The 3,559-nt window shown below is 59.6% G+C and carries 2 protein-coding genes and 2 pseudogenes; 3 read left to right on the forward strand and 1 reads right to left on the reverse strand.

Features of this window, described 5'->3' with window-relative positions; translation table 11 throughout:
* Window positions 1-979: 979 nt before the first annotated feature.
* Both E3T48_RS14720 and E3T48_RS14725 read left to right on the forward strand, forming a co-directional pair.
* Window positions 980-2,506, forward strand: a complete 1,527-nt coding sequence (locus E3T48_RS14720) for a multicopper oxidase family protein (protein WP_134524789.1) — start codon at window positions 980-982, stop codon at window positions 2,504-2,506.
* 45 nt (window positions 2,507-2,551) lie between these two features.
* Window positions 2,552-2,974 carry a DUF302 domain-containing protein gene (locus E3T48_RS14725; RefSeq protein WP_134524790.1) on the forward strand — a complete coding sequence of 141 codons (423 nt, stop codon included), beginning with the start codon at window positions 2,552-2,554 and terminating at the stop codon, window positions 2,972-2,974.
* 167 nt (window positions 2,975-3,141) lie between these two features.
* Here the strand turns inward: E3T48_RS14725 and E3T48_RS14730 are convergent.
* Window positions 3,142-3,288, reverse strand: a pseudogene (locus E3T48_RS14730) (transposase); the annotation flags it as partial.
* A gap of 38 nt (window positions 3,289-3,326) precedes the next feature.
* On the opposite strand from E3T48_RS14730, the pseudogene E3T48_RS17060 reads away from it, so the two are divergent.
* Window positions 3,327-3,559, forward strand: a pseudogene (locus E3T48_RS17060) (hypothetical protein); the annotation flags it as partial.

Here is a 3,559-nt window from a genome sequence, read left to right on the forward strand (position 1 = left end):
GCAACACCAATCCGCCGCAACTACGGCACACTAAGAACGCACTACAGTGGCCCTGTTTTCAGTTGGCAGAAGTGGCCCTGTTTTCGGTCGGCGTTAACAGCGGTGTGTAACGCCGCGGACACATCAACCCTCGCTCGAGGAATCAGAGCGAGCAGCTCAGCGTGACTGTGCTGAGGACCCCGAAGGTCGAGTCGCTGAATCATGAAACCCTTCCATCCATGTCTTCATCGTGAAGTCTACTTCTCCAGTAGGGCGGCCCACTGGACGGTAATTATGCGCTGCTCGGCATCGTGGCGATCCCGATCCACTGCTGTGCATCTCTGAGGAGTGAGTCGTAATTCGGGGTGGTGGCGTCGTCCGTCGTATCGTCGCCGGGTTGAGATGTGCCCGGCAGAAGGCCGGTTCGAGTTCGTAAATTCTGTCGGCGTCGCCGGTTCTGTGCGGGTCCGTAACGGAGACCACTTGGTGTCTTAGAAAACTAAAGGTTTACGAGACACGAGACCCACCCAGATTGAGTTGTGGAAAAAGAACAGAAAGGCGCGGAATCGCGGGCTCTCATTTTGTCTCGGAAAGTCGTCTCGCCATTCATGGTGTCCAGTGCGAGACCGGCGCGAACATGCGTAGTTCGGTCTTCGCGTTGATGCGGTGATGGCTCGCACGAGGCCACCATTTATACCTCTAGGGGTATGGTGGAGATACGGATCAGTGAACGGAAGGAAGTAACTCAGATGATATGGGGTAACGGAAGTATGGGATGGTCCTGGGGGTTCGGCCTGCTAGCTATAGCAGGCGTTGCCGTGCTCATTTATGTCCTTGTTCGTTTTTTGTCGAACAAATCCGGAAGCGATGACACGCGACCTGCTTCGAGGCAAGCTGATTCAGCCAGTGCCAGGCAGATTCTTGAGGAGCGTTTCGCTCGTGGGGAGATCACTGCGGAGCAGTTGCGTGATCAGCTGCGGGTACTCGAGGAGGGCCGGTAGTGCCCGATCTTAGTCGCCGTAGCGCCCTGATCCTCGGCGGGGTGGGGATTGCAGGCACGGCTGTAGGTGGAACGGGTTTCTTCGTCAATCAACGGATCTCATCAACCACGTCACCGGCAATACCGTCCGGGAGCGACCTCGTAGAGCCCCCGGAGCTACGAAGCGTTAGCGGCACTCTCACCGTTGACCTCGAGTCTTCCCCCCAACAGGTGACCATTGCTGGCCGTGACGTGCGTGCGCTGAGTTACAACGGTGGCGTGCCCGGCCCCACACTGCGCGTTCGAGCGGGAGACACCCTGGGCGTGAGCCTTCGCAATGGTCTGGCAGACCCGAGCAATCTGCATGTGCACGGACTCCACGTCTCGCCCGAGAACAACAGCGACAACATGTTCGTCACCGTCGCGGCTGGCGACTCTTTCGATTACCAGTATGAACTGCCCGCCAATCACCCGCCGGGTGTGTATTGGTATCACCCGCACCACCACGGTTTCGTGGCTGATCAGGTATTCGGTGGGCTGTACGGCGCCATCATCGTCGAAGACCCCGATCCCATCCCTGCCAGCCGGGAACGCGTCCTCGTCATTTCCGACATCACTCTCGATTCCACGGGAACCATTCCAGCGGCCACAGCGATGGAGAAAATGTCCGGACGCGAGGGAGACCTCGTCCTGGTCAACGGACAACTTACCCCCAGCATGACTGCCCGCCCGGGCGAACGGGAACGATGGCGCATCATTAATGCCTGTGTGTCCCGTTACCTGCGGCTGCGCCTCGACGGGCAGCAGATGTCCCTTCTCGGAATCGACTCCGGACGTTTTGAGGCTGCGCGCGAAGTCAACGAGGTCGTGCTGGCCCCGGGGAACCGGGCCGACCTTCTCGTCACCGGCACAGCCGGCACCTCCGTACTGCGTGCCCACACCTACGATCGAGGTATATCCGGCGGAATGATGATGGGAGGCGGAAGCTCCCCTGCGGCCGCCGACATCGCGCTGGCCACTTTTATCGTGGCCGGTGACGCCGTCGCCACAGTCGCCGCCATACCCCGTCAGCCCGTTCCACGTGACCTACGCACAGCTACCGTAACCGCCCGACGCGAGCTAATCTTCGCGATGGGAATGGGCGGAAATATGGGCGGCGGAATGGGCGGGGACACAGACAGCGACATGGATGGCGGCATGGGCGGAGGAATGGGTGGCGGCATGATGTCATCCACGATCAACGGCCAGGTATTCGATGCCACCCGGGTCGACACGACCGTGCAATTCGACAGCGTGGAGGACTGGTTGTTGACAAATACCAGCCCGCTCGATCACCCCGTACACCTGCACGTGTGGCCGATGCAGATCATTGAACAGTCAGGCCAACCCGTCAAAACCATCATGTGGCAGGACGTCGTGAACATCCCGGCACGCAGCACCGTGCGCGTGCGTATCGCGTTTGACGACTTCAGCGGACGTACCGTGTACCACTGCCACATCCTTGACCACGAAGACAGCGGAATGATGGGAGTCATCACCGCAAACTGACACCAGCCGCAACCATCAATTCAAAAAATGGATTAGGAGAAAACAATGAACTACGCACACACCATCACCGTCTCGCTGCCCTACGAAGAAGCAGTCTCCAGAGTGCGGGAAGAACTCGCCAACCAGGGATTCGGCGTTCTTACCGAAATCGACGTCCACGCGACCTTCGAAACGAAACTCGGCGTGGAAAGCGCGCAGTCACTGGGTGACTACCTGATCTTGGGCGCCTGCAACCCGGCCCTCGCCGAACAAGCACTCACCGCAGAGCCCGACATGGGCTTGCTGCTTCCGTGTAACGTCGTCATCCGACGAAGCCCATCAGCGAATACCACCACGGTGCAAGCTATCAACCCACAAACCATGGTCCAGCTAAGCAATTCCCCGGGGATACAAAACGTTGCTGATCAAGCCGACGAACGTCTTCTCGCCGCGCTAGCCGCTCTCCAAGGAGAAAGCAGAAGCAACTAATACGCGCTCTGGCCCGCTGAAGCACGGTCAGGACTTTGCCGCTGTTCTCGTGGGTTTATCTGGCACGAGAGTCATCAGGAACCCAAGCGTGCCCAGCACGTTCTTCCTAATCTGTGATGGGCCGAAAAAACTGCCCCTAACCTGCTCGTTCATGCCTCGGAGCCCGTGGTCAGGACGGACATCCACAACCTGACGCCCTCACCGCTCGTGCCAGCCCACAGCCCCAGAACGTCCTTCTCCCCGGCCAGCGTCACGCCGTTGGCCGGGGAGAAAGGTCGCGTGGCAATCTGCCCGTCGCGGGTCTTCACCACGATGGGCCGGGAAACGTGGGGACGAGCACGCCGATGGCGGGATGGTGTTCACGGTGATGGCGGCATTGGCCGCTATGGAACTGGTCATCAAACGTGAACGCATCGTGGAGAGTGTCAGCACGCGCCGTCCAGCGGTGAAGGATCTCGGCGGGCGCCGACGTCGATTCACGGAGAGTGGGACTGCCCCCGGTTTGGTTGACTCCGGACCTGTGGAGATTCGTCTTCGCTGGAAGGATGTTCATCATGCCGAAGCCCTACCCACCCGAGTTCCGCC

Origin of the sequence: Cryobacterium fucosi (genome assembly GCF_004403515.1) — a bacterium.
Classification (GTDB): Bacteria; Actinomycetota; Actinomycetes; order Actinomycetales; family Microbacteriaceae; genus Cryobacterium; species Cryobacterium fucosi.

Bases quoted from the DNA above. Each gene is read 5' to 3' on its own strand.
- E3T48_RS14725 (WP_134524790.1), top strand. From the start codon at position 2,552: ATGAACTACGCACACACCATCACCGTCTCGCTGCCCTACGAAGAAGCA.